The 24,678-nt window shown below is 51.0% G+C and carries 22 protein-coding genes and 1 riboswitch; of the genes, 5 read left to right on the top strand and 17 right to left on the bottom strand.

Annotated features, from left to right (window positions below):
- Positions 1–15: 15 nt before the first annotated feature.
- Positions 16–238, bottom strand: a riboswitch (cobalamin riboswitch).
- A gap of 266 nt (positions 239–504) precedes the next feature.
- From ACXX82_RS11255 to ACXX82_RS11245, 3 genes are all read left to right on the top strand, one after another.
- A complete protein-coding gene (locus ACXX82_RS11255; protein ID WP_458562929.1) occupies positions 505–1,383 on the top strand; it encodes an alpha/beta fold hydrolase in 879 nt (292 codons plus the stop codon).
- Between the two features lie 262 nt (positions 1,384–1,645).
- A complete protein-coding gene (locus tag ACXX82_RS11250; RefSeq protein ID WP_323506286.1) occupies positions 1,646–1,888 on the top strand; it encodes a hypothetical protein in 243 nt (80 codons plus the stop codon).
- Between the two features lie 96 nt (positions 1,889–1,984).
- Positions 1,985–2,437 carry a DUF3761 domain-containing protein gene (locus ACXX82_RS11245; protein WP_322234687.1) on the top strand — a complete coding sequence of 151 codons (453 nt, stop codon included), beginning with the start codon at positions 1,985–1,987 and terminating at the stop codon, positions 2,435–2,437.
- Between the two features lie 206 nt (positions 2,438–2,643).
- On the opposite strand, the gene ACXX82_RS11240 is transcribed toward ACXX82_RS11245, so the two are convergent.
- The 11 genes from ACXX82_RS11240 to ACXX82_RS11190 form a co-directional block, all read right to left on the bottom strand.
- Positions 2,644–3,612, bottom strand: coding sequence for an NAD(P)-dependent oxidoreductase (locus tag ACXX82_RS11240; protein WP_322234685.1), 969 nt, complete (start codon positions 3,610–3,612; stop codon positions 2,644–2,646).
- 23 nt (positions 3,613–3,635) lie between these two features.
- Positions 3,636–4,919, bottom strand: coding sequence for an MFS transporter (locus ACXX82_RS11235; protein WP_458562928.1), 1,284 nt, complete (start codon positions 4,917–4,919; stop codon positions 3,636–3,638).
- Positions 4,920–5,042: 123 nt separating this feature from the next.
- A complete protein-coding gene (locus tag ACXX82_RS11230; RefSeq protein ID WP_322234681.1) occupies positions 5,043–5,993 on the bottom strand; it encodes a sugar kinase in 951 nt (316 codons plus the stop codon).
- A 101-nt stretch (positions 5,994–6,094) separates the two neighbouring features.
- Complete coding sequence (locus tag ACXX82_RS11225) at positions 6,095–6,862, bottom strand: sugar phosphate isomerase/epimerase family protein (protein ID WP_323506287.1); 768 nt, start codon at positions 6,860–6,862, stop codon at positions 6,095–6,097.
- Positions 6,863–7,103: 241 nt separating this feature from the next.
- A complete protein-coding gene (locus tag ACXX82_RS11220; RefSeq protein ID WP_322234677.1) occupies positions 7,104–8,174 on the bottom strand; it encodes a LacI family DNA-binding transcriptional regulator in 1,071 nt (356 codons plus the stop codon).
- Positions 8,175–8,305: 131 nt separating this feature from the next.
- Positions 8,306–9,409, bottom strand: a complete 1,104-nt coding sequence (locus tag ACXX82_RS11215; protein ID WP_323506288.1) for a YncE family protein — start codon at positions 9,407–9,409, stop codon at positions 8,306–8,308.
- 3 nt (positions 9,410–9,412) lie between these two features.
- Positions 9,413–11,905 carry a TonB-dependent siderophore receptor gene (locus ACXX82_RS11210; RefSeq protein WP_323518754.1) on the bottom strand — a complete coding sequence of 831 codons (2,493 nt, stop codon included), beginning with the start codon at positions 11,903–11,905 and terminating at the stop codon, positions 9,413–9,415.
- A gap of 105 nt (positions 11,906–12,010) precedes the next feature.
- Positions 12,011–13,048 (bottom strand): FecR domain-containing protein, encoded by a 1,038-nt coding sequence (locus ACXX82_RS11205; protein ID WP_458562927.1) that lies wholly within the window; start codon positions 13,046–13,048, stop codon positions 12,011–12,013.
- Positions 13,018–13,542, bottom strand: coding sequence for a sigma-70 family RNA polymerase sigma factor (locus ACXX82_RS11200; RefSeq protein WP_458562926.1), 525 nt, complete (start codon positions 13,540–13,542; stop codon positions 13,018–13,020). The genes ACXX82_RS11205 and ACXX82_RS11200 overlap by 31 nt, the downstream gene beginning before the upstream one ends.
- Before the next feature lie 374 nt (positions 13,543–13,916).
- On the bottom strand, positions 13,917–14,546 hold the full coding sequence (locus ACXX82_RS11195) for a DUF2145 domain-containing protein (protein WP_458563984.1): 630 nt from the start codon (positions 14,544–14,546) through the stop codon (positions 13,917–13,919).
- Positions 14,547–15,072: 526 nt separating this feature from the next.
- Positions 15,073–15,408 (bottom strand): hypothetical protein, encoded by a 336-nt coding sequence (locus tag ACXX82_RS11190; RefSeq protein ID WP_458562925.1) that lies wholly within the window; start codon positions 15,406–15,408, stop codon positions 15,073–15,075.
- A gap of 542 nt (positions 15,409–15,950) precedes the next feature.
- On the opposite strand from ACXX82_RS11190, the gene ACXX82_RS11185 reads away from it, so the two are divergent.
- On the top strand, positions 15,951–17,342 hold the full coding sequence (locus ACXX82_RS11185; RefSeq protein ID WP_323506293.1) for an amino acid permease: 1,392 nt from the start codon (positions 15,951–15,953) through the stop codon (positions 17,340–17,342).
- Between the two features lie 650 nt (positions 17,343–17,992).
- Positions 17,993–19,069 (top strand): phytanoyl-CoA dioxygenase family protein, encoded by a 1,077-nt coding sequence (locus ACXX82_RS11180; RefSeq protein WP_458562924.1) that lies wholly within the window; start codon positions 17,993–17,995, stop codon positions 19,067–19,069.
- A gap of 400 nt (positions 19,070–19,469) precedes the next feature.
- Here ACXX82_RS11180 and ACXX82_RS11175 read toward each other — a convergent pair whose 3' ends face one another.
- From ACXX82_RS11175 to ACXX82_RS11150, 6 genes are all read right to left on the bottom strand, one after another.
- Positions 19,470–19,592 (bottom strand): PEP-CTERM sorting domain-containing protein, encoded by a 123-nt coding sequence (locus ACXX82_RS11175; RefSeq protein WP_458563983.1) that lies wholly within the window; start codon positions 19,590–19,592, stop codon positions 19,470–19,472.
- Between the two features lie 218 nt (positions 19,593–19,810).
- Positions 19,811–20,758, bottom strand: a complete 948-nt coding sequence (locus ACXX82_RS11170) for a carbohydrate kinase family protein (RefSeq protein ID WP_322234659.1) — start codon at positions 20,756–20,758, stop codon at positions 19,811–19,813.
- Between the two features lie 142 nt (positions 20,759–20,900).
- Positions 20,901–22,154 (bottom strand): ROK family transcriptional regulator, encoded by a 1,254-nt coding sequence (locus tag ACXX82_RS11165; protein WP_323506325.1) that lies wholly within the window; start codon positions 22,152–22,154, stop codon positions 20,901–20,903.
- Positions 22,155–22,449: 295 nt separating this feature from the next.
- Entirely contained in the window at positions 22,450–22,890 is a 441-nt protein-coding gene (locus ACXX82_RS11160) for an RbsD/FucU family protein (RefSeq protein ID WP_323506295.1), read from the bottom strand.
- Positions 22,883–23,677: an ATP-binding cassette domain-containing protein gene (locus ACXX82_RS11155; protein WP_322234656.1), complete on the bottom strand. Its 795-nt coding sequence runs from the start codon at positions 23,675–23,677 to the stop codon at positions 22,883–22,885. The genes ACXX82_RS11160 and ACXX82_RS11155 overlap by 8 nt, the downstream gene beginning before the upstream one ends.
- A 2-nt stretch (positions 23,678–23,679) precedes the next feature.
- Entirely contained in the window at positions 23,680–24,636 is a 957-nt protein-coding gene (locus ACXX82_RS11150; RefSeq protein WP_458562923.1) for an ABC transporter permease, read from the bottom strand.
- Between the last annotated feature and the right edge of the window lie 42 nt (positions 24,637–24,678).

The raw sequence follows: 24,678 nt of genomic DNA, 5'->3' as shown, positions 1-24,678 counted from the left end.
GCCCGCCGCGACACAAACTGCATAACACTTTAGGCCGGTATCCGGGCTCACGAGGTGAAATCTGCTGACAGACTTCGAAGTTCGCGCCTTCCCATGCGTTGGCACAGTGGCGTACTGCAAACTTTTTACTCGCTTACCGTTGCGGGGGCAGCGTCGGATTAATGCCTGGGCACGCACCGACTTCCCGTTTAATTTTACGCACGACTGCACGCAAAACACCTAAAGCTATTGCTACCCGCCGAGTATAGGTTGCGACTTATCAAGATGCAAGTTGAAGCTGCTTTGTTTCTATTGGATGATCTAATAGCGTTTGCCAGTGTTACTGAAAGGTTTAACTGACACCGGTTAAGCTAATGTCAGTGTGCCTTTAGTTGTGCCGCGGTGCGGGAAGATGCGACAAAAAGTCGGCGTCACTCCACTTCCGGCTTTTAAAGACAGATTGTAATGAAATATTAACAACAGAAGCGCTATACAATTCATCCAAATATAAAGAGGAGAAACACCATGTTTACAGGATTTGAACGTCACGTCGCTGAGGTCAACGGTACGCACATAAATTATGTTCGCGGAGGCAACGGACCAGCGTTGCTTTTGTTGCACGGCCATCCACAAACGCATGTGATCTGGCATAAAGTGGCACAACAACTTGCGCAACACTTCACCGTAATTGCTGCTGATTTGCGCGGCTACGGCGATAGCGGCAAGCCAGTCGGATTGGCTGATCACAGCAATTATTCCAAGCGCACCGTCGGCCAGGATCAAATTGACTTAATGAAAACGTTAGGTTTCAAGCAATTTTTACTCATGGGACATGACCGCGGCGGACGCGTTGCGTACCGTATGGCACTTGACCATCCTGATGCGATTCTCAAACTGGTTTTGCTGGACATTGCGCCGACGCTGGCAATGTATGAAAAAACTACGATGGAATTTGCCAGCACTTACTATCATTGGTTCTTTTTAATCAGGCCCGCTCCCTTTCCCGAAATACTACTCGGCGCGCATCCCGAAGCCTATTTAGAGCACACCATCGGCGCACGCAGCGCAGGTCTCGGACCATTTACGCCGGAGGCGTATGCTGAATACCTGCGTTGTCTGAGTGATCCAGCCACCATTCACGGCATTTGCGAAGACTATCGCGCCAGCGCCAGCATTGACCTTGAACACGAACGTAAGGATCTCGCCGACGGCAAGAAAATTCAGTGCGATACGTTAGTTTTGTGGGGCGCGCATGGCGTCATCGAAAAGTGTTTCGATCCTCTCAACGAATGGCGGCTACTCACCAAAAACGTCACCGGCAAGGCCCTCGACTGCGGTCACTATATTCCGGAAGAAGCACCCGAAGCGCTGATGGCGCAGGTCATGCCGTTTTTTATTGAATGAAAAATGAGATGTGATGGCAGCCTGATTTATTAGAGGTTTCGCCGCTAGAAGAATGTGGGCAACTTGCTCATCGGCCACCGATGAAAGCCACAACTTAACTCTCAATAGCCAAGCGATACAAACGTCGATTACGTTTCCCAGTGACAACTATATGCAACGCCGAGTCGCCGTATTTGCAAACAATTGTTTCTGGGTCAACCGGTTTGGCTTTAGGCGCGTTTCTGTATTGCTATCAAACGTACATTTTCGAAAAGGAGTCATCATGCGATCAAAAATTATCTTTGTGCTGGCCTGTGCACTCACCCTTGCCGGAACCTCTGGACTAGTCGAGGCCAAAGGCTGTTTAAAGGGTGCTGCAGTAGGTGGCGTTGCCGGTCATGTGGCGGGCCACCATGCCGTACTCGGTGCGGCTGGTGGTTGTGTGGTTGGACGCCATATGGCCAACAAAAAAGCTGCTGAACAAAAAAATCAAGCCGCAACGACACAACCCGCGCCATCAAAGTAAATCGACAAAATCGGGCTAGTTGCTGCATACAAGAAGGCTAACATTTTCCTCTTTTTACCTGATTTTTTTACTTTTCTTACTGTATAGGAACTTAAAATGAAAACTTTATTACTCTCCGCAAGTTTGGCCTTAGCTTTGCTGACATCGGCCGGAAGCTATGCCCAGGCACCGGCAGGCGCTCCCGCAGGAAGCACCGGCCTATGTAAAGATGGCACTTATTACTCCGGCGCAACCAAAAGTGGTGCATGTTCTGGCCATAAAGGCGTGAAGGATTGGTATGCGACCAAAGCCACAACACCAGCAGCGACACCGGCTGCAACACCAGCGCCAGCATCAAAACCAATGGCTGCCCCAAGCGCAGCGTCGACTGCTAGCTCGGCGGTCGCTCCCGGTGGCGGTCCCGGTTTAGTGTGGGCAAATACCAGCACCAAGGTGTATCACTGCCAAAACACCAAGTATTACGGCAAAACCAAAGCGGGTGCTTACATGTCAGAAGCTGACGCAAAAACCAAGGGCTATCACGCCGATCATGGCAAAGCTTGCGGTTAATGGGTTAGAAGTATTTCAAACGACATCCGTGATGGATGTCGTTTGCGTTGGCGGTAACCTATCGCCAGAATGTTTCGGATCACCTCGATAGCGCACTGCACAGGTAAAAAAATGACGCCCTCTTCAGTATTTCCATTTTAAAAAATAGTGGAAATACTGAAGAGGGCGTTGTGTCATCAATACAGTCAATCAAGATATTGGTCGGGTTAGCGTTTTGGATTGACAATGTTCCCTGAATATTTGCCATCCAAAGCATCAATCAAATTTTGCGCTGCGCAGACCGCCATTGCGTGCCGTGTTTCATGCGTAGCCGAACCGATGTGCGGAAGCGCGACGACATTTTTCATGCGCAATAACGGCGAATCTTGCGGCAACGGCTCGCGCTCAAATACATCAAGCCCTGCGCCCCGAAGCTGACCGTTTTCCAGAGCGGTTATTAACGCCGACTCATCGATAATACTGCCGCGTGAAATGTTGACCAGAATAGCCCGGGATGGCATCAAGGCCAACTCGCGCGCGCCAATCATGCGTTCAGTTTGGGGCGTTAGCGGTACGGTAACACACACAAAATCGGAGGTCTTCAGCAAATCATCGAGCGGTGTAAGTTGCGCTCCGTAGGCTTTTTCGGCAGCGACGTTGGGCGTGCGGTTGGTGTACAACACCCGCATCCCAAAACCACATGCGGCACGTCGGGCGATAGCCCCGCCGATGCGACCCATCCCGATAATACCCAACGTTTTCCCTTGCACGTCGGTACCAAAACACGCCTCGCCGATACTACGCGTCCATTCACCAGCACGCACATAATCGGCCATTTCCACTACCCGCCGTGCAGTCGCCAGAATCAAAGCGAAGCCGGTGTCGGCAGTGGTTTGTGTAAGAACGTCTGGTGTATTCAGCAACGCGATATTGCGGCGGGTCAGATCATCTACATCGAATTGATCGGTCCCGACCGAGATTGTCGAAATCGCCAACAGTTTTGGTGCAGCATCAAGGATCGCGGCATCGATTTTTAAACTCGCACCGATCATGCCTTCGGCGTTGGTTAATGCAGCGATGAACGCCTCCCGATTACCGTCATTGACGCTGTCAAATTGCAGTACTTTAGAGCGCTCTTGCAACATTGCCAGCACATCTTCCGGCACTTTTTTGTAGAGTACGATTATTGGTTGCATAGCTTGTATTTCACCTTGGATAGTTAGCGTGTTGCCGGTTGCAAATTACGCGGCGCGACCACTTCCACTGGCGGTTTTACCCATAGCATCAGCAACACCGACATCAGCAAACCACCTGCCATGAACAGATAGGACGCCAACGGACTTCCGGTTGCGCCATTGAGATACCCGACCACATACGATCCCAGAAAAGAACCGAGCGCACCCATGCTGTTAATCAACGCCATCGCGCCACCGGCAACGTTCTTAGGGAGAAGCTCGGGAACAATTGCAAAGAATGGACCGTAAGGCGCATACATCGCGGCACCGGCAATCACCAGTAACGTGTAAGACCACCAAAAGTGACCGGTCCCGATCAGGAACGAACCCAGAAAAGCACATGCGGCCAACAACAAAGCTGGCCATACAAACAGCTTACGATTCTGCAATTTATCCGACGCCCATGACGACAGCAACATGGCGATGATCGCCGCCAGATAAGGAACTGCGGATAACCAGCCGGTTTCGACCATGCTGATAGACGACGCATTTTTAAGGATAGATGGCAGCCACAATACGAAGCCATACACACCAATACTCCAGCAAAAATATTGCGCACAAAGCTTCATGACCGCTGGCGACTTGAATGCCTCACCATAATTGCGGACCGGCTTCATCGCCGCTTGCTCCAACTCCAGCGCGGCTTTAATATCAGCCTTTTCTTGCGGTGATAACCAGGTCGATTCAGCCGGTTTATCCTGCACCACAAACCACCAGATAACCGCCCATATTACTGCCGGTATACCTTCAGCGATCATCATGTGACGCCAGCCGAAACTGTTGACCAGATAACCTGATAAGACCGACATCCACAACACCGTGACGGGATTGCCTAAGATCAAAAACGTGTTGGCACGTGAGCGTTCGGTTTTGGTGAACCAGTTACAGATATAAATCAACATCGCTGGCATCACCGCTGCCTCGACCACGCCAAGCGTAAAGCGGATCACCATCAGCATGGGGATATTGCTGACCATTCCGGTCATCGCAGCGCACGCGCCCCACAAAATAAGGCTCCAGAAAATCAATTTCTTGACACTTCCGCGCTGAGCATACATAGCGCCCGGAATCTGGAAGAAGAAATAACCCAAAAAGAACAGAGCACCGATCAACGATGACGTGCCATGCGAGACGCCGAGATCGCTGTTAATCCCTGCTGCTGCGGCAAAACCGTAATTGGCGCGATCCAGATATGCCAGACTGTATGTGATAAATATAATCGGCATGATGTACCACCAACGCCGTACTGCTAATGTTTTTGTCTCCATGATTTTCTCTTTAGTTTTGAATCTATATTGAGAGTGAATTTTAATTTTTGAATTACTTGTTGAATCTTGTTTTTTTATTCAGATCGGCTTCTTAAAAATCATCCAGCCTTCATCCGAAACAAATCAGATTATCGCCAACTCTTCCTGATCCAATCTGGCGCGGGTGGGCAATCCTTCGCTATCGCCGATGACTTGAATAGCCATGCCACCGATACGGTTACCGCGCTCTACCGCAAACGCCAGATCGCGCCCTTCCAGCAGGGCGCTGATCACGCCGACCGCAAAACCGTCGCCCGCGCCGACCGTATCGACTACCTTTGCGACCGGCAATGCTTCGACGGTTAACGCACGGTCGGCGGTGCGTACGTAGGCACCTTTTTCACCTAACTTGATGACGACACCTTTAGCACCGCCCGACAGATAGAAGTCTGCAATTTCACGCGGTGTTTGCAATCCTGTCAAAATCCGTCCTTCCTCTAAGCCGGGCATGATCCAGTCGGCATAGGCGGCCAGCTTATTCAGGCGTGCGATCATCACATCGCGTGAGGCCCATAAGGTTGGGCGCAAATTGGGATCGAAGCTGATACTTTTTCCTGCGGCGCGCATTTCCTGCGCGATATGCAGCGCCAGTTCGAATGAGGTTTCAGAAATTGCCGGCGCTACGCCGGATAAATGCAAATGACGCGCTGCGCCAAAGTATTCCGGCTTATAGTCGGCCAATGACAAATGACTGGCCGCCGAACCCTTACGGAAGTATTCGATTTGCGGATCGCTGCCATCGTCGCTGCGCGACTTTAATTGAAAGCCGGTGCGATAACGGTCATCAATGGTCACTGCACCCGTATCGATGTTCTCGTCGTTGAGTGTCTTGAGGATAAAACGCCCGAAGGAATCCGCGCCGACACGACTGGCCCAGCCAACCTTAAAACCTAAACGCGCCAACCCGATAGCGACGTTAAGCTCGGCTCCCGCGGCCCGTTTGACAAAGGAAGTGACGTCACCCAAATCGCCAGGTTCGGTGGCAACAAACAAGGTCATGGCTTCGCCATAAGTCACAACATCAAGTTCTTTCATTACATTCTCCGTAAATCCTGATATGGCATTTTTAATGCAATCACATCTAAATTAAATAACGTCCAAAGGCAATAACCCTCAATAACCTTTATCGTCCATAGTCAAACCGACCGTAACTGTGCAACATGTTGCTTCGCGGCGGGCCCGATTCCCTGATCAGGCAGCGGGTATTCGATTCCACGCGGGACGGTCTTTGGCAATACTGCCAGACACTTGCGCCAGTAAGCCAGCGTGTCTTCATTGGGCGCGGCCGCAAAACGCCGCATGCCTTCGCCCTCCACGCCTTTGCAATGGATGTAATGCACGTAGGGAGTTAATTGCTGCGCCGCCCGGAGCGGATCTTCGCCCGCCCATATCCAGTTGCCTATATCGAAAGTCATTCCGACAGGCAGTTTTGCCATACTACAAATGGCGAAGAAATTGGTGAAGTCGGCGATTCGTCCACCGGTTTGGAGTTGTCCGTTTTCGACTAATAACGCAACGTCGCTGGCCGCCAATGTGGCGCGCAACACACTAACGTCAACGTCACCCGCGAAATGCCCGAGTTGGAGTTTGAGGGACGATGCGTTTAATGCTTCGGCCTCGCGCAACAGATCCGAAAGTGCATCCAGATTGAGCGCGCCATCGTCGAGAAATAACGGTGTGGGCGCGGAATACACAGCGAACAACTGTTGACTATTGAGCGTTTTTGCCAGCGCTTGCAGCGCGTCAACGCTATGGCAAACGGCATCATGAAATAGCTCGCGCCGGATCTCAATACCATCCGCACCGGCAGCCACCGCAAGCGGCACGAGCGTGGCGTGGCCTTGTTTGATGACGGACTCGATGCCAAAAGATGAGGCGACAATAACGATCTTTGGTAACGGCAAAACTGTCTCCTGATTTGCTGACGGCGCTGTTGGCTCGGTGCAGCAGATGTTCGAATATTTTATTTTTTTACCCTGAATTTCGGGTGACACGTTCCATTATTTTTCAATTCAACGCGATGGAACCGTTTCCATTTTATGACGTAAAAAATTGGTGACTAATTAATTTTCACCATAAAGAAACAATTCATAAGGCAAAAATAGCTTGGAACCGATTCCAAGATAGTCGGTAAAAAATGCCTCGTCAAGGTTTTTTTTGTGATATCTCGTTGAGGGTTGAGCCCCGTATCTTTAACTCGCCCGGAAAACTGAGTACTCGCGCAGAAGTTGCCACACCATCAATACGCTGTATCAAAAATTCGACAGCGGCATGGCCTATATCGAAAGTTGGTTGCCGGATACTGGAAATATCCGCGCCCGCCAAACCTGCCCACTCCGGATCATCAAAACCGAGCAATCCGATATCCTTCGGCCATTGCGCGCCCAATTCACGTAAGGCAAGCGCCGCGCGTAAAAGCACGCGACCGTTACTTGCCAAAATGGCAGTCCGGTGCAAGGCAGTACTCGCCAGGCAGTGCCGCAATGCCGCATCAAGCGTAGCCGGTTCACGCAGATCAACTTCTGAGGTGACACTGAGACATTTTCCGGCGCTGGCATCAACGAGTGCGCGCATCGCGTGGTGGCGTTCCTGGCGACTACTGATCAGTCCGATAGGTTCGGTCAAAAAATGAATTGCCGTATAACCCTGATCCAGCAAATGTTGCGTCGCCAGCCTCGCAGCCTGGTCATTGTCGAGGCCAACCATATCGCATTTAATACGGCTGGCGCGACGATCGATCAACACCAACGGAACGCCAGTGCGCGTGATCGCTTCCAGATCTTCCTCCGGTAGCGCGATTGGATTGACCACCAATCCCTCTACCCGATAATTAGTTAGCAACTCCAGATAGCGTTGCTCAAGCTTCAGTTCGTTGGCCGAATTGCACAACATCAACATATAGCCGTGCTGCTGGCATCCAGCTTCAACACCGCGCATCACCTCGACCGAATAAGGATTGGTGATATCTGCCACGACCATGCCGATCAGACGCGTACGGCCTCGCTTTAAACCACGTGCCATCTGATTCGGCCGAAAATCGAGCTTTTGGATAGCGCGCGCTATCCGTTTACGCAACTCTTCCGACAACGCATCCATCTCGCCGTTCAGATAACGCGAGACGCTGGTTTTGCCGACCTGTGCTTCCCGCGCAACGTCATTGATCGTAGTGGTGCGCGGAATACTGGCGGATGCGCTAAGGTTATTTTTTTTGATCATGGTCTGGTAAGTGTCGGCAAAACAATTTTGCCGCGCCTATTATTCCATGCATGCTAGCGCCTGTGTAACCAATCACATCAGCGCCAGGTCGGCGCTATATTGATATTGCCGCCAGATGCGCATGTGCCGTATTACCGCAATTGCATCGTCAAAACCGAAAACGAGTCCGCATGAAACTGTGGATCTTGCTTCTTCAGGTCCGGCCCCGGAGCTGGTTGCGTAAAATCCATCGTGAACAAATACGCCTGACCGCGTTGAGGGTCGTAAGCCATATTGTGCGCCCAGGGTCGCGTGCCGACAAAACCCAATGTTCGATAGTCATTTGGCCCCGATTGCGCGATCACGGTCAGATTCGCATCTACACCGCTTGCTACCAACAGTCGCCGACGTTTTGCGTCGTAAGCAACTGCATTGACCGCATGCGTGATGGGCAATGATGCCTTTAACGCACCGCTGTCGAGATCGGCCACAACCAAAATAGGTGAGTTGCCGCGACAAGCCACGAACAACCGGCGATTTTGCGGATCAAGCGCCAGTGCGCTTGGCTGCGTACAGCCATCAAAGCGCCAGATTGCGCTAGTCTTCAGACTTGCTGCTGCAATACGCATGACCTTGCCTTCATCCCGCATCGGTAATAATATCGTGCCGTCACCTACAGCGACAAGAGGATCAATTTTCTTGACGTCGACATCTTGTTGCGCGACGATTCTGTCCTCTTTTGGATCGAGGACGAATAAAGTCGACTTGTCTGCACGGCGGCCGCTGGCGATAATCACCCATCCAGTGACGGGTTCGTAGACTGCACTATTCAGGTTTGCGTCGGCTACCGGAATGCGCTTCAGCGTCATCAGATCGGATAACCGCACGATCGTCAGAGAACCGTCCATGTTGGTAATGTAAGCCCGATCCACACTCGGCACGAAAACCACGGCATTTGCGCCCGCACTGTTATCGAGAGAGCGTACTACGCGCTGTTTTTCAACATCAAACACCGTGAGTCCGTTTTCACGGCGGGCAATAAAAAGGTAAGGACGGGTCGGATCTTGTGCCGCAAAACCCCAACTATGACCACTGCCAGGCAGCGTAGTGGTGTGTGTGATCGCCGCTAACAAGCTATTTTCTTGCGCCAGCGCAGAATTGCCGGACAACGCGCCGCCAGCAAACAGGAGCGCTGCACCTAGCGCATTCAAGCCTCGCAGGGCCAGCGATGGAAAAGCATCATTAATCGTTTTCATAGGTCAGAAATCCACACTGGTGACGAACGAGACCTGACGCGCATCGCCGATTGAAACGAAGTACCGATTGACGCCGGACGGGTAGTAAGTCTTGTTGAACAGGTTCTTGATATTTAACTGAAACTTGACGGCCTGACCGCCAATTTTTGCGTCGTAAGTGGCAAACGCATCGGCAACGGTATAACCCGGCATTTCAAAGGTATTGGCAGAATCAATGGCCCGTGCGCCGACATAATGAGCACCACCGCCCACCCGCAATTGGTCATTTCCAAAAATCTGACGTGCATCGTACGCTGCGTACAGCGAGGCCGTTTGTTTGGCTACGTTAGCCAGTCGATAGCCAGCATAAAGCGGATCTTTTGTGGTCTTGGCATTGATGTAGGCATACGTGCCAATCAGACTCCAGCGCTCGGTTAACTGACCCGTAAGATCGACTTCGATACCGCGAGAGGCCGCCGCACCGTTGGTGCGATATTCGTTCAGGTTGGAAGTCGCGTTGTATTGCACAATCTGGACATTCTTCTTTTTTATATCAAATACTGCGATGGCTCCGGTCAGCGCGGTCGTAAAATCAAATTTGGTGCCCAACTCAAACGAAGTCGCCTGTTCTGGTTCAACCGAGGAGTCGATAATATTGCCCGAAAGCAGCGGCGCGATAGTCGACGTTGGCTTCAGCGACTTGGTATAACTGCCATACAACGAGACTTCGTCCGACACCTTATAAATCAGACCGAGACGCGGCAACCATATCGAACCGGTGGTGTTGGTATTTGCAGTAAATGGGCGACCACGACCCGCGATTTGGGACCAAGTCTGATAACGCCCGCCGCCCACCAAAATCCATTTTTTACCCAGATAAAGTGAATCTTGAAAGAATAACGCGCTGTTGTGTAACTGGTCGCTTTGGTCGCTGTCAGAGGCCGAAACGGTGGACACCGACTTGTCCTGACCATATACCGGACGCAAATAGTTGCCATTCGTGGTCGTGGTGCCGCGCAAGAGATCACCCCGGAAAATCCGTCGGTATTCAGAGTCGGCACCAAACTGGATATCATTGCGCAAACCCGCGATATCAACCCTGCCCTGCAAATACGCGGTGCCGTAACTATCCATACTTAACGCGCCATGGGTCGCATCGTGGCTGCGTGTTAGCCCACCTGTGATGATGTTGACGCCGAATAAACGCTGCTGTTCGGCATCATAAGTTTCGCGGTTATAGCTTAAACCGATATGCGCCTTCCAGACATCATTGATCTGGTGATCAACCGTCAGTTGCGCCAAATCCGATTGCCCTTGCATGCGATCATAAGGCTCATCCAGCCGTTGCGTGGCCGGAATATCCAGCGGTCGGCCGGTAGTCGGATTGATGGCTGTACCACGATCAAATGGATACAAAAACTGGCGGTGTTCGTAAGAGGCCACGACTTGCGTATCGCGTCCATACCAGGCTAACGAAGGCGCAAAGAGGGTTTCCCGATGCGTACCGAAATTGCGCCAGTAGTCCTCTTCAACCTGATCGAAGATCAATCTGTAAGCCAGATCACTATTGCCGAAAGCACCAGTCGTATCCAGCGTGACTCCACCGCCATTTTTGCCGCCACCGTAGGTAGAACCGGTGGCCGAAAGCCTGGTATGGCGCAACAGCTCCGGCTTTTTGCTGATCACGTTGACGACGCCACCCGGGTCCATAATGCCGTAGATCAACGACGATGGCCCTTTCAATACTTCGATACTTTCAGCCGCGGCATTAAGTCCGCGGCCCTGCACTAACGGCATGCCGTTATGCATAATTGAACCATCACGATTGCCCCCAAAACCACGTTTCATGATCGTGTCCTGCGTGCCAGCCAAGGTATTTCCCTGTGTGATGCCGCTAACATTGATCAGTGCGTCGTCCATATTGCGCGGGCGCTGGTCGTTCAGAACTTGCGCCGGTACGACGTTGACGATTTGCGGAATGTCCAGCACCGGCGCGTCCGAGCGCAGCGTCGTTGAATTCGGTGCAGGACGATAGCCGCTGCCGGCGGATGCGTTGACCGATATTTCAGGTAATTCCGTCAAGGATGCGTCGCTCACCTGAGGCGCACGGATAATAATGTAGCCACCGTCGTTTTGCACCACTGCGGTCAACCCTGTGCCAACCAGCAACTGCTGCAAACCTTGCGGAACCGCCACATTTGCATGCAACCCCGAACTGGACTTACCTTCCATCAGACTGGCGTCGGCTGACAACAGAATACCGGCCTGACTAGCAAATTGACGCAACGCCAATCCCAACGCGCCAGCGCCAATGTCATAACTTTTAACCACTGCATTGTGTGTCACTGCGGCGGTCCCTTGCGCTTGAGCAGATATCGACGTCAACAATGGAACCGACAGCAGCGCGAACCCGCAGAGTTGCCATACAAAGGGCAACGGCAGCGGGTTCCGAAGGTTATGTAATGTATGACGCTTATTTCGAGACCGGACGGTGTGCGGAGAATGGGATGTAGACATGGAAATCCTTAAGGTAATCATCGATGGCAACAACTGTTTATCCATTGCCAAGCGATATCCCAAAAGCGGAACCATTTTTATAAAAATATTTCTTAACAGAAAATATCAGAGCGCTTCTACAGTCACCCACCACGATGATCTGCGTCTGATATGAACCGGCAGCGTTGCTGCCAGCGTCGTCAGAATACGGTCAGTATCGGCCAGCGGATAGACGCCCACCAACCGCAAATGCGCCACTTCGGGAGCGCATCCCAAGTAACCATGACGGTAACGGCCCAACTCTGCCAAAAAATCGTCGAGACGCATGTTGTCCGGTGTCAGCAATGCATTCACCCACGCTGCGCGACTTTCGTCGCTGACTCTGGACGCACCGATCCAGCTAACACCGAAATCACGTGCGAATCCGGCTTGCGCCAACTGGATTGCGTTACTTTTAGCCGGACTGATCTCCACTGCTCCTTCGAACACAGCAACAGCCGACCCGGTTTCCTGATATCGCACGGTAAACCGCGTTCCGAGTGCGCGCACCTGACCGTCTGGCGTGGATACTTCCAGCGGACGGGCAGGAATTTGTGTGTCGTGTGCGCTTTGCACTAATATTTCACCAGCGCGCAATCGTATTTGCCGCGTAGAACCGGTGTAGTAAACATCCACCGCGCTGTCAGTGTTGAGCCACACGACAGTACCATCCTCAAGTGTCAGCTTACGCGTTCGCCCGATATAGGTCCGATATTGCGCTTTCATCGAGGCCAGATAAGTGCGCGCCGAATAGGTATCCAGAGCCGTATCACCAACAGCAACCATGACGCACAGCGCGACCAAAGACTTCACCAACGTGCGTCGCTGGCGCCCGGGTGCCGATAGCGCTGCGTGTGCTGGTACCGCAGACAACAACCCAAACTGTTGATTGACCGCCTCGACACGACTCCACGCCTCAGCATGCAACGGTGTGGCATTGATCCACACAGCCCAACGGCGGTGATCGTAGGCATTTGCTTTCTCGGATCGCAGCACGGCAAACCATTCTGCCGCTTCCTGCAACACGCTAAAGTCTTTTGCGCCCGAACCCGGCGGATTGGCGCGCGGAGGCGGCAGATAAACGCCTTTATCGATCATCCCGCCAACTCCACCAGTAATACGCATTGCAACATTGCCTGCGCCATATATTTGCGCACCATACGATCTGAAACGCCAAGTTGAATCGCAATCTGACCGTACGTCAGCCCGTCGAGTTGCGCCAACAAAAAAGCTTGCCGTGCCTTGGTCGACAACTTATCGAGCATCGTATCAATTTGAAATAAGGTTTCCATCACCAAGGCGCGCTCTTCTGGCGATGGCATTGCCATCTCTGGTCGCGCCGCCAGCGCAGACAGATAAGCCCGCTCCAATGACAATCGCCGCCAATGATTGACGACCAACCCATTAGCGATCGTGCTCAGATAAGCGCGTGGCTCAAGCAGACCTGGTGCAGATTTATTGGCCAACAAACGCACAAATGTATCCTGCGCCAGTTCCGCCGCGTCGTCTCTCGAACCAAGTTTGCGCCATAACCAGCTATACAACCAACCGTGATGATTGCTGTAGATAGTTTTGAAACTCGCAAGCGTATTGTTTAACGGAGTGCTGGAGCTGGACACGATCGGGACGCGATGACGCGCGGTTAACAAAGCTTGTTAAGGTAAAACCAGAAGGGATGAAAGTTGCGCAAGAGAAACGCTTCTTGGGCAATTATAATAGAAATGATTCGCATTTACTACTTGTTAACGATTTATCTTAGGAGCAATGCGAAATTTTCTTATCTTTAATTGAAGGCAAAGGGAGATGAATTGCCAACGTGGGAGTCTGAGGTGAATGGACTTCCCACATTGCCAATGATGTTAAAGGACTATTGTGCTGACTTTGACAGTCCGATAGGTTAAAACGCGCGCCAAGAACTTAATGTTATTACTTCAATCCGCTTCGGCACCAAAAAGTTTAAGCGGTGACGAAGCATGGATTAGGTCCTAACTTTTTACGGACGATCAGGCGCTTCGCATGGATACGCAGCCAATGCAGTAGATGGCGGCGCTACTTCAGGCTCCGCCACAAAGATTAGCTTTGCTGCAGGATCAATTTTTTTCAGGAAATGCGTCATTGACACCACGCTGACGATGTCAATTTGATCCGCGTATCGCCGCTTGCCAGGGTGATCGTCGAACGCAATATTTGCACGAAACAGGCGACCGCCTAACCTTGTCATCGGACCAAGCGCCAACGTGGTGGGTTCATATTCCATCAACTTTAACCATTGTTGCGCTTTTTCACGGCCGTCTATTTTTACGTTTTCAGCAAGCATAACGGTTAGCAATTCCAATACCCATTGATTCGAATTTTCATAACGGCTCGCAAATGGATAGGCCAGCATGTTGTAATGCGGAGTAAATAAAGCAAGATAATCGGCTGGATTTGAAAGCTTTGCCAGAATTTTTTTCTGCGCCGCCGGAGACGGAATCATTAACAGCGAATCGAAGCTAAATAAATCATCAAGGAAAAAATTAGCCAAACCCTCTTTCCAGATTGCCGAGGTAGCAGTACCGCATGCGTTGAGCAAATGCATGGTGCGCCAAGTACCAGATGCTGGATCTTTAAGAACGAAAGCAATGTGGGAATAACGTCATCCGTACTTAGACAAATCCGAGCCGACGCGGGCAATTAACGCAAATTGTGGCTGTTCCTTGTCTAGTGTTTTTGAAAGCTTGCTAGCGCTATTGAAGGCCATCCGGACAGAGCTGGGACTCGGGGTCGTTTCTGAACAGCTTTGGCCCGCAAATACCGCATTCTGTAATGCCAAGATCAAGACCAAACCACTGATAAGTCGAAGGATCATACGGTCCTTTTTTAATGAGAAAGTTTAGTTTGATAGAGCAAGCTTTCACCAACGGCATTGGAGCAATCCTGGCCGAAGTTGTTTGTTGATCTTTGTCTAGACACGAGATGATTGGTGCGGCGGGAAACTATCGTCAGACATTGCGGCGACGAGATCGGCGCGGAATGCATTTGAATTTGAGGCCGCCTGTGCACACGCACACCGACACGACATCAATCAAAAAGTCCGGTTCTTTGGTATTCGGCGCATCATCTTAGCGCTGGGTAAATCTAAATGGACAGCCCCTTCAACCAACTCGAATTCAATGGACTAGCCGACCAAAGGCGCGACGCAGTAATCCGCGAGTGACACCAATAGCTGTGCCGAGTAAACCTAACATCATGAGGCTTGCGCCAAGCCCGAATTGGCGCGGCATTTCGCCGCTGGTTGGTGAGTCCGGAACGGCAAAGATCATACCCGTCGTCCCGACAATGATAAGCCCTGCGCAGGTTATCCAGTACCAGCGTCGGCGAACGGATCGACACCCTTTCCAGATAGAAAAAAACAGGCAGGAAAAGTAAAGCGAAGCAAACAGGCAGATGAAAATCATTTCCACACCCGTCCACGCATTGGGATTTGCCTCCGCACCTGGCAACATATATTTATCCTCGTTTGATCATAAATGCAAAATTAGCGACAACTGACTCGTCCTTCTCGGCATTGATAAGATCAATTGGTTAAAAGCAATACACATATTTTGTCCGAAAAAACTTCTTATCGAAACATTAAGCAAAATCCTGGACACACACTTTGACACACGGCTTGACTCCCGGTTCAGAAGCCGGCGACATTTTTAATATCCCCTTAAAGCCGTTGTCATAGCTGCTTATCTATTCATGATTTATTGCTGAAATTCAACTGTTTTTTGGTTACAAATCTTACTTACTGAGCGTTAGCATAGCGCTACATTGAATTAGATGGCCTTTTTGCAGCAATAAACACCGGCTGGAGGAATCGTCGGTAAGGAAATAATCGTGGCGCAGAGGGCGCTATGACATCTTAAAACGATGCTTCCTTAGCCGCTAACGCATTGCGTTCAAAAATATTAACAGCAGGTCCGGGACAAGGCTACGTCAGATTGCCGTTCCAAAAATTGGCAATCTGATTGTCCATACGTTAAAAAAAACAGGAGATGAAACAATGAAAAAAACCGATCAGGGCCTTCATCGTGGCTTGGGCGAACGCCAGATTCGCCTCATGGCACTTGGCGCAGCAATCGGCGTCGGGCTGTTCTTAGGATCAGCCAATGCCATCAAAATGGCTGGACCCGGCATTATGCTGGCCTACATTATCGGCGGTGCAGTCATATTTCTGATCATGCGCGCACTGGGTGAAATGTCCGTACACAACCCGGTTGCAGGATCGTTCAGCCGCTATGCAAAAGACTATATAGGCCCGTTGGCGGGATATCTGACTGGCTGGAACTACTGGTTTTTATGGCTGGTGACGTGTATCGCAGAAATTACCGCCGTCGGTATTTACATGGGTATCTGGTTCCCTGACGTGCCACGCTGGATTTGGGCATTAGCCGCATTAGCCGCGATGGGTTCCGTCAATCTATTAGCGGTGAAAGCGTATGGTGAATTTGAATTCTGGTTCGCATTGATCAAAGTGGTCACCATCGTACTCATGATCGTCGGTGGCTTTGGCATGATCATTTTTGGCCTCGGTAATCATGGCGTTGCCATCGGTATTTCGAATCTATGGAGCCACGGAGGATTCTTACCCCACGGCGTACAAGGCGTGCTCATGTCATTTCAGATGGTCATGTTTGCCTATTTGGGCGTAGAAATGATCGGCCTGACCGCGGGCGAAGCAGCCAATCCCAAAAAATCGATCCCGGATGCCATCAACTCGGTGTTCTGGCGCATTCTGATCTTTTACGTCGGCGCGCTGTTTGTCATCCTATCGATCTATCCATGGAATGAAATTGGCGTCCAGGGCAGTCCGTTCGTCATGACCTTTGAGCGCCTTGGCATCAAGACTGCCGCTGGCATCATTAACTTTGTCGTCCTCACCGCTGCGCTATCGTCATGCAACGGCGGCATTTTCAGCACCGGTCGGATGTTGTTCAATCTGGCAGAACAAGGTCACGCACCACGCGCATTTGCTGAAACATCGGCCAACGGCGTGCCACGCTGGGCGGTCCTGACATCGGTCGTTGCGCTGTTATTCGGAGTATTGCTAAACTATCTGGTGCCAGAAAAAGTGTTCATGTGGGTCACCTCAGTGTCAACCTTTGGCGCGATCTGGACATGGGGCGTGATTCTGGTCACGCAAATGCGCTTCCGCGCATCTTTGTCTCCAACCGAACGGAAAGCGCTCGCTTTCAAGATGCCTTTCTGGCCTTATGGCTCATGGATCGCATTGGCATTTTTAGCGCTGGTAATAGGTTTGATGGCCTATTTCCCGGACACCCGCGTTGCGCTCATGGTTGGTCCGTTATGGCTGGTACTGTTGACCATCCTGTATTACGCGCTGCGCCTTGCGCCGCACCACAATCAGGGCGTGAGTGGCGTCAGGGCGAGATAATTACCGTTGTTGCGCTGTGCAAGAGAGGGCGTTTGTTTTGCCCTTTCTTTGCTTACAGTGGCTTTTTTGTCGTTCACCAAAGTCACCAACGCCTATTCTTTGCATATAGTTTGGCTCAACACGCGCCATGATTTAAACCATGCGAATCGTCCGTAGAATAAATTCTCAATTGCTTGGTACAAAGGTAGTTTTGTCGCGATGTGAAGCGGCTTCCAGTGTAGAACGCCCCTCTAAAATTTCCCCTGCTTTCAAAAAATTAGCACTTTTATTTCCGTCTTGAAATAGTCGTCGCGACAAACATCGTCATAAGACATGACGTCAGAATCATAGCCGGTCGGGCCAATGACGGCGCACATCACCGCAACCATCTTTAAACGAATAAATCAGCGCTTCCCTGGACAAACCAGCGGCTTATTGCGGTAAACGCTCTCTGCGCCCTTGGCGTTCACCGCGTTCTCTGAGCTGGGTAAAAGGCGGTGATGATCGCCCATTATGGCTATCCCCAGCCGTTTGCTCCGAAAGCTTTGCGCACGTATTCGCCATCTCAAATATTTTCCTTGCAGGGTAGTAAATACGGCTATCCTCTACCATTCGATATTTAATTATAAACTTTCGGTCAGGTTCCCATGTCCATTCCAAATCAACTTAGCATGCACGATCTGGCGCAGTTTTTTACAAACGGGTATTTTCGTTTTGTTCAACCGAATGGACCGGAAGTTGTAGATCGAGTAATGGCTGCGGCCAATAGATTAAGAGCGGCATATCCCAATGGATTTGATCATTCTGAGGGTTTTGGATCGACAAAGATGCTCCCCCGAACAACGCCGCCCTTACCCAACGATCGCGCCCCTACGCTGATTTATCATAACGCTGGTTTTATAGAGCCGGATCTTTTTTTGCCTTTACAAAATCCTGCTGTTTATGAAACCATAGAGCGGGTCGTTGGCCGGGATTTTTATTTGTCCAACGTATGGCTACAAGTAGTTCCTCCGGGCACTGGAAGAATGGGCTATCACAAAGACGAGCATGGTTCTGTGTCTATCACGATGCCGTTGGACGATATTGGTTGGCGCAGCGGCAGTACCTGCCTCGTTCCTGGCACTCATCGGAATACGCCACCACCTGTTTTTTGCATGTCAAACATCATGCTTGATCACAAGCGCGAAGCCCAGTTGACCGGTGCAGCTGGCGACGTCATCTTTTTTACACCTGAAGCATGGCATGGACGCGCAGAAAATTCGACCGATACATCGACTTGTCGTTTATTTTTTAATTTTTATAGTCGTTCAAGTCGCGATTCGACCCGCTGGAGTCCATGTATCCCTGCTGAACAAGTGGCCCACGCAGCCGAAGTAATACCTTTCCCTTATAGACATATGTTTCGTATTGATCCTGCTCCACGAAGCGAAAATCTTCAGCAAAGCAAGTTCATGGCATGGGTGACCCATAACGGCTCATCTTCTTCCTCCTCTGCATTGTCTGCGCTTCTACGCGAGTATTTTTATTGGAAGGGTGCCATCAAAGCGCCGATAGGCACGGATGCCCGTGGAACTGATCTCCCTTCTTATCGGACCACCATCACCGAAAGTGAAAGGTTTTCCGTCTTTTACTATATTCGGCATTTGGATCCAGTCCGAACAATCAAAAATACTGTGCGATTGAGCTTGGAGTATTGGATGTCGGTGTGCAGATTGCGGGCAAAACCAGTAGAAAAAGGTGGAGAGTAAAGCATTGCTCGACTGGACCGAATCACTGACGATTGGGTTTATTGCACCAACGTTGCAAAGCCAAGGCATCTTCACACTTACCTCAATAAATTGGACGTGCGGATCGATTTAGTTTGAAAGATCGCTCTAGCATTTTTGGTGCTCGTAATAGGTTTGATGGACCATCTCTCAAACGCCGCGTTGTGCTCATGGCTGGTCCGCTATGGCGAGGTGGATTTTTCAGGTCCCTCAACACGCAAGATCGAGAAAAAGTCAGCGAGTCAGCGATAGTAAATAAAAAAGCGAACCCGTTAAGGTTGGCGCTTTGTCAGTGTTGCAACGTTGGGCAATTCGACGACATAAAGCACTGGTAAACGAAAAACGACGCACGCGGCGGCGTTTGAACGGCACCAGAAAAGATCTATGCGTTTTTGTTTTTCGATGATTTGCGGCGGGATGCTACAAAACCGAAAAGACCTCGTCCAAGCAATGCCAGGCTTGTTGGTTCAGCAACGGCGTTACTTGCAAACGAAATGTCATCCATTCCAATTGTGTCGCCCGTGGTATTTCCGTTATAAGAAAACACAACCGAACGTATGTCATTATCAGAATCAGTGACACCCATAAACAGAGTTTATTATTCTGGAAATTTAGAATATCTAAAACCGATGTGTATCCGAGGTTCAGGCCCGTCCCATTGACTCCACTGTATGCTGTCAGGGTCATAGGGTCGGTGGATTGATCAATCATGCCAATCAGAATTCAGAGACTAGGAACAAATTGCTCAGTCTCTTCCCAAGACGCAGGATCACAACCCACTCGCGTAATGTTAATACTGGCCGCTGCAATCGCGTGTTGAAGTGCACCGCGCAAAAAATGTTGATCAACTTGGGCCAGTTCCCGGGATGAGGTCAACTTGTCCGAACGCCTTAGATAAGCGATCAATCCGGCATGAAAACAATCGCCCGCCCCGACCGTATCAACCACATTTAGCGCTCCTGGAGTCGGCAATTCGACCTGATGAGCACGCGTCAGCAATGCGGCACCTTGCGCACCGCGCGTCAATGCAATCAGTTGCAACGTTGATGCTTGAAATAAAATGTTGGCCAGTTCGGCAAGGGACGGCGCGCCAAAACCAAGAATCTCCAGATCCTCGTCACTGACTTTGACGATATGCGACTGGGCAATAGCGCGTTTGACGCCTTCAATATAGTCATCACGATGTGCCACCGCCAGCGGTCGCAAATTGGCATCAATCGACACAATGGCACCACGATTTTTTGCTTCGTCTATCGCAGTGAGGATCTTTTCCAGATCATCCGGGACCAATGCCAGTCCGCCCGTGTGCAGCAATTCCATGCCTTCTGGGAAGCGTGAAATCAACATCTCGGCGCTGACATCCCTATCCGCCACCGCTTCACGGTGAAAGGCGTAAGTCGGCGAACCTTGCGCATCAAGACTGACCACCGCGAGCGAAGTCGGCCACGAACTCGTTGCGTTTGCACCCAGATGGACGCCATTGTCGGTAAGAAGAGAATAAAATTTCTTCCCGAACTTATCTTGTGACAGCGGGTTGAGGTAGGCGGTGGGGACGCCTTGTCGCGCTAATCCCACCGTGAAATTACATACCGAACCACCAAGACAGGCTTGAAAACGCCCGTCCGGTTGCTCGATCAAATCCACCAGTGCTTCCCCTATTGTCGCTATCATAATATTCTCGTTATTCGCTCATTGATGATAAAACCGACTCGTTGCATTAGCCGGTGGCGTAACTGTGTTGGGACCTACCTTTTGGTTGCCAGCAACCACCTTCAGTGTCGAACAATGACGAATCCAGCAAGTGCTTTCAACGTTAATTGCTTAACTTGAGAAACAGATCCCGATCCGGGGCAAAGTTGGCATACAGCGGTAACAGCGCGCCACCTATTGCCCGGGCGTCCGAGCCGATAGTACCGGCGAGGATTTCCGGACGCATAACCCCTTCCCAATTGTAATAGCCGAGCGAAATTTCTACTTCTTCAAGGAGTTTTTCGAGCAGTGTTCGATCACAAGAGCCATCGATAATAATTTTGTCCAAATCCAGCAAACAGGTTGCGCTGTTGATCGCAAGTGCAATCGCACGCGCTGCATCGTCGAGCCAGGCGCGCGTATGCGTGGCCCAAGGCGCTTGCAATGCGCGGGCATCAAAGCACGCAGCCTGGTCCAGCCCCGCGGCGCCAAATAATTGTTCCAGTTTGAACAGCGACGCATCACTCAACAGTTGATCAGGTGCCGTTTTGCTGTCACTTTTCGCCAGCCCGAGCGGGATCGAGGCAAGGGCGCCAGCGTTCCCATGAAGACCGCCTCGCAAATGACTGTCGATGACAAGGCCGCCGCCGATAAAGGTATCAACAAACACATACAAGAAACTTTTAATACTTCTGCCACGCCCAGCGACCAGTTCCGCAACACAGGCTGCCGCAGTGTCTTTGGCGAACTCGACCGGCAGGTTTGTCATTCCTTGCACGCGTTCCCTGATATCAAGCTGCTTCCATTTTTCGGCTTGCTCGGGAGGCATGCCGAGAAGCGTTTGCCACCCACCCAACGCCAACGGTGCTGCGATACCGATACCGCTGAGTCGCCCTGCGCGTCTAGGACCCAGCAGCCCATTCATATTCTTGAGTTGCTGTTCAATTTCGTTAAACAACACATCGGCGTCGGGAAACGCGTACGACAACGATGACCGCTCGCGTGCGTTTCCGACAAAGTCGACCAGCAACACGTCCAGACTACGGCGACCAATCTTGATACCAATAGAAAAAGCACCGTCCGGATTGAGCGCTATCGGGACGGATGGTTGGCCAACCTTGCCGCGCAACGGTGCAAGCTTTATCACCAATCCTTCTTCGAGCAGACGATTAATGATGATTGAGATCGTTTGCGTACTGAGCTTGGTGAGTCGGGCAAGGTCAGCTTTTGGCATACTGCCGTGAAATCGTATTGCTTGCAGTACAACGCGCTCATTAAACTGACTCATTCCAATCTGATTTGAACCACGCGGTCTGAGCCATTCGCTGTCGTCGTCGACTGGCTGGCTCACCGATGATTCCGTGTGTTCATTTTTCATGTTCATAGAAGCGGCGCTTTACCGCTTCCTTTCTGAGGTAAGAGTATGAATTTCTTGCGCATTATCGTCAATTTGTGCTCCTTGCAGGAGAGCATCAGCGGCATAATTACACACTTTTCCATCCGCGTGCCGGTACAACACATTTCCCTCGCAAGAGAGCACTTCTGCGTGACAAGGCATTCAGGTTTGCGCGACATGGAAGTGGTTAGTTTTCAGCATCGCCCTTGTGGGGTGCATCTTACCGTCTCTCAATGTGTCAACTTCAGTGTGCTGCTAATTGTTACGCTACTAATTGTCAGTTAATGACGCCTTTTTTGAAAATAAAATTGGCGTAAGATTGCATCTCACCCGTTTGCACAATCGCGTAAGCTTGCTTAACCCGCTCATAAAAACTGAACCGCTCCATCGCTTCGCATTGTTCCGGCCTAGCCAAATCGCCCGCTTCCAACAACACAATCACCGATAACTGAACCGTCGACGTGAATCCGGCCGGGCTATCAGACACTTGCATGTAAGCGACCGGCTGCGTCACTGCGGCATCTAACGGAAATACCGACAACACGGCTGCACAGGTTCGATACAAATCGCATCCCGGCAACCTGACAATCGGTTTTCCCCGCCCCAACGACTCGGCAGTGAAGTTGGCATCTACCACCGCAACTTCATCCCCGTGCCCCATTTCACAGAGTATTTTCAGCAATTCCGGCGATAACAGCGCGTCGATACCTTTAAGCATGGGCATCTTTCGGCAGGTCTTCAGGATTTTTTGCACCGGTCATTACGGCAACCGTGTCTGACATGCTGATGTGCTTGGGATCGACTACTGCCACGCGCTTGCCTAACCGCTGAATGTGAATGCGGTCGGCGATCTCGAACACATGCGGCATATTGTGACTGATCAGTATCACCGAAAGGCCCCGATCCCGCACCCGTCGAATCAGTTCAAGCACCATATTGCCCTCTTTGACGCCCAACGCCGCCGTCGGCTCATCAAGAATCACGACGTGCTTGGCAAACGCCGTACTACGGGCTACAGCAACACCCTGACGCTGACCGCCGGATAAGGTCTCTACCGCCTGATTCATGGAACGGATACCGATTTTCAGATCCTGCATATGCTTGATTGCTTCTGCCAGCATTTTCTTCTTATCGATCACCTTCAGAAATTTTCCCAGAAAACCGGCTTTCAATATCTCACGCCCAAGAAACAGATTTTCAGCAATGGTCATCGCTGGCGCGACAGCCAAATCCTGATAAACCGTCTCAATCCCATAGCGACGCGCATCAATCGGCGAGCGAAACTGGACCCGTTGACCGTCCAGCAGCATCTCTCCGGAATCGGGAACGAGAGCGCCCGATAAAGCTTTAATCAGACTGGATTTGCCAGCACCGTTATCACCAATCACGGCCAGAATTTCACCGGCACGCAGATCAAAATCGACGCCATCAAGCGCAGTCACATGCCCGTACCGTTTGGTAATGCCACGTGCCTGAAAAATGATGGCTGAATTATTCGTCGTCATTTTCAACCTTTCTTGTGCGTGAATTGGTCGGTAGCAACTGCCAGAATGACCAGAATACCGGTTACCATCACCTGAAACACGGATGGCACGCCCATCAGGGTCAAGCCGTTGCGGAATACGCCCACAATCATGACGCCGATCAGCGTACCGCCAATCATGCCGCGTCCACCGAACAGACTAGTACCACCCAGCACCACCGCTGTGATGCTATCCAGATTATCGGTCTGGCCCGCTTGCGGATCGCCCACGCCCATACGGGCGACAGAAAGAAGTGCGGCAATGCCGTATAACAAACCGGCCAGCATATACACATTGAGTAATACGCGATCGGTCGCAATACCGGTCAGCCGTGCCGCTTCACGGTTATTGCCGACGGCATAAATATGCCGTCCTGGCGCAGTATCACGCAGATAAAACCACGTCAGCAGATACAGCCCCAACATCAGCACCGTGCCGTAGGTAATATTGGTCTGGCCGATATGAAAGGTATTGCCAAAGAATAGTAATGCGTCTGGCAGATTGGTCACTGTTTGCGCCCCGGAATACACCTGCGTAATCGCAAAGACAATATTCATCGTGCCGAGTGTGACAATAAATGCAGGTAATTTGACCTTGGTCACTAACGCGCCATTCAGGTAGCCAACCAACGTGCAGGCCATTAACCCGCATATCACGGCAAGATACGGATGCACGCCGTGTTCGGTAGCGAATTTGGTCATCACAACCGAACCTAACGCCATTGCCATGCCGCAAGACAAATCAATACCGGCCGTCAAAATAATTAGCGTCTGGCCTATGGCAATCACACCAACCACCATCACTTGTTGCAGAATCAGAGAAAAATTTTGTCCACTCAAAAAGCGGTCGGATTGCGTTGAAAAAAACAGACATGCGACTAATAGCGCAATACACGGCCCCAGCGAAGACAGCGGAGGCAAATGATCTAAGTAACGCTTCATAAATTGGTATCCTTATTGGTTCAGGAAATGGGCTGGCGGCGA

Source organism: Glaciimonas sp. GNP009 (genome assembly GCF_054343755.1).
This window is presented reverse-complemented; position numbering and strand designations above follow the sequence as displayed.